This is a genomic window from Streptomyces sp. MnatMP-M17 (genome assembly GCF_900091995.1).
Classification (GTDB): domain Bacteria; phylum Actinomycetota; class Actinomycetes; order Streptomycetales; family Streptomycetaceae; genus Streptomyces.
Genome location: NZ_FMDK01001021.1, coordinates 1 through 2,578, shown reverse-complemented (window position 1 = coordinate 2,578; position 2,578 = coordinate 1). Strand labels below are relative to the sequence as shown.

Sequence of the window (2,578 nt, the reverse complement as noted above, 5' to 3'; positions counted from 1 at the left end):
CCATCAGCGCCGCCTTGCCTCCGGGGCCCGCGCAGCCGTCGAGCCAGCGCGCGTCGGGGCCCTCCAGCGGCGCGTTGGCGACGGCGACCGCGACAAGCTGGCTGCCCTCGTCCTGGACACCGGCCCGGCCCTCCCGTACGGCGTCGACCGCGCCCGGTTCGCCGCCCTCGCTGAGCCGTACGGCATACGGCGACCAGCGGCCGGGAAGGCCGCCCTCCTCGCCCAGCGCGGCCAGCAGCTCCTCGGCGGAGGCACGGCCGGGCCGGGCGACAAGCGTGACCTCGGGCCGTTCGTTGTCGGCTTCGAGCAGATCCTCGATCCCCGCGCGACCGCCGCCGAGCGCGTCCCAGAGCGCCGAGACCACCCAGCGGGGATGCGAGTGGACGACCGCGAGATGGTCCTCCGCGTCCTCGTTGTACGGCGGGGCGACGCGCTCCAGCCAGGTGTCCAGATCGTCCCGCGCGATCTTCCGCAGCACGGCGTTGACGAACCGGGCGCGTCCGTCGCCGAGCACCACCCGGGCCAGCTCCACACTCGCGGAGACTGCGGCGTGCGTCGGGATCCGCGTACCGAGAAGCTGGTGCGCGCCGAGCGCGAGCACGTCCAGCACCGGCGGATCGACCTCGCGCAGCGGCCGGTCGACGCAGGCCGAGATGATCGCGTCGTAGGTGCCCTGGCGGCGCAGCGTCCCGTACACCAGCTCGGTGGCGAGCGCGGCGTCCCGTGGCTCGAAGCCGCTGTTCTCGCGTGCCTTCTTCAGCAGCGGAGGCAGTACGAGATTGGCGTACGCGTCCCGCTCGTCGACGGCCCTGAGCGCCTCGAAGGCGAGGATCCGCACGGGATCCTTCTTGGGGCGGCGGTAGGGCTTGGCGGGACGGTGAGGGGCCTGCGCGTTCAAAGGTGCTCCGCGGTGAGAGATGGTGATCGCTTCCAGCCTAAGCGCTGCCCGGTGACCGGAAAGAACCGTGCGCTTCGAAGAACCGTGCGCTTTCGGGCGGCGCCACAGGGTCCGCCTCAGGGTCCAGGAGCGCGGGCGCGGCGCCTCAGTGCGTCGCGCCGAGCCGTTCGCCCGGGGCGATCCGTACACCGCGTGCCCAGTCGGCCGCGCGCATCGGCTTCTTGCCCTGCGGCTGGACCCAGAGCAGCTCGACATCGTGCGAGCCGGTGCCGACGTACACATCGTTCTTGCCGACGGCCAGGGCCCCGGGCGCCAGTTCCGTACGATCCGGCAGCAGCGTGAGCTGGATCAGCTTGAGCCGCTCGCCTCGGAAGACGGTCCAGGCGCCGGGCGCGGGTGTGCAGGCGCGGACGACGCGGTCGACACGGAGAGCGGGCGCGGCCCACTCCACCTGGGCGTCCTCGACGCTGATCTTGGGCGCGAGCGAGATGCCCTCGGCGGGCTGCGGTACGGGCTTGAGCGTGCCGTCCTCGATACCGTCCATGGTCGCGACGAGCAGTCCAGAGCCCGCGAAGGCCAGTCTGGTCAGCAGATCGCCGCTGGTGTCGGTGGGCCGTACGTGCTCCGTGAGCACGCCGTAGACCGGTCCGGAGTCCAGGCCCTCCTCGATCAGGAAGGTGGCCGCGCCGGTCATCTCGTCGCCCGCCATGATCGCGTGCTGCACGGGCGCGGCGCCGCGCCAGGCGGGCAGCAGCGAGAAGTGCAGATTCACCCAGCCGTGGGCGGGTACGTCGAGGGCGACTCGCGGCAGCAGGGCGCCGTACGCGACGACGGGACAGCAGTCGGGGCCGATCTCGCGCAGCCGCGCGAGGAAGTCCTCGTCACGCGGCCTGGCGGGCTTGAGCACCTCGATGCCCGACTCCTCCGCGCGCTGCGCGACCGGGCTGGCGACCAGCCTGCGTCCGCGGCCCGCGGGCGCGTCGGGCCGGGTCACGACGGCGGCGACCTCATGCCGGTCGGAGGCGATGAGTGCGTCCAGGGCGGGTACGGCGACCTCGGGGGTGCCGGCGAAGACGAGCTTCATCGGTGGCTGACTGCCTCTCGGGCTGATACGTACGGTGACGAGCGACGCACCAGTCTATGGGCCACGGCGGCGGGCGACCGCAGGGGGCGTACGTCGGTGCGCGCGCCCCGCGCATATGCGCATACGCCCCCGCAGCGTGACCACATCGCCAGGTGGCGCGTTGTCAAGAGAGATTGACCAACGCGGGCCGCACCGGTGCGGCCCGGATCCTTTTCAACGCCGGTTCGAGAGGCTTGTTCATGGCCGACCACGCAACCCACGACGCACAAGCCCGTGCAAGTCTCCACCTGTTGGTGCGGGACATCGAGCGGGTCCGGCGGCAGGTGGACGCGCTGCGCACCCTCACCGCCCAGTTGGGCAATGTCTACCGCCCGCGCCGTTCGGGCCCGTCCACGGGCTTCGTCGTCTACGGCAGGGCCCCCGCCCCGACCGTCCGTCTCGCACAGGAGCTGAGGGACAGTGTCGAGACTCTGGTGACCGCGGCCGTGGACTTCGACCGCTCGCTGGGTTTCTCGTGGGACGCCGTGGGCTCCGCGCTGGGCGTCACGAAGCAGGCGGTGCACCGCCGTTACGGCACACGCAGGGCTGCACAGCAG

General features: G+C 72.2%; 3 protein-coding genes. 1 reads left to right on the top strand and 2 read right to left on the bottom strand.

From position 1 onward, the window contains the following. Both GA0115259_RS35325 and fmt read right to left on the bottom strand, forming a co-directional pair. A partial coding sequence (locus tag GA0115259_RS35325; RefSeq protein ID WP_272921264.1) for a transcription antitermination factor NusB occupies window positions 1-898 on the bottom strand: 898 nt, incomplete at its 3' end. Between the two features lie 145 nt (window positions 899-1,043). Then, on the bottom strand, window positions 1,044-1,982 hold the full coding sequence (gene fmt / locus GA0115259_RS35320; RefSeq protein WP_093604444.1) for a methionyl-tRNA formyltransferase: 939 nt from the start codon (window positions 1,980-1,982) through the stop codon (window positions 1,044-1,046). Window positions 1,983-2,221: 239 nt separating this feature from the next. Here fmt and GA0115259_RS35315 point away from each other — a divergent pair. Next, window positions 2,222-2,578 (top strand): hypothetical protein (locus GA0115259_RS35315; protein WP_107469373.1); only part of this gene is annotated, 357 nt, incomplete at its 3' end.

What these genes read in the sequence shown, in the direction of transcription:
- fmt (WP_093604444.1), bottom strand. Translation starts at nt 1,982, where the DNA reads ATGAAGCTCGTCTTCGCCGGCACCCCCGAGGTCGCCGTACCCGCCCTG.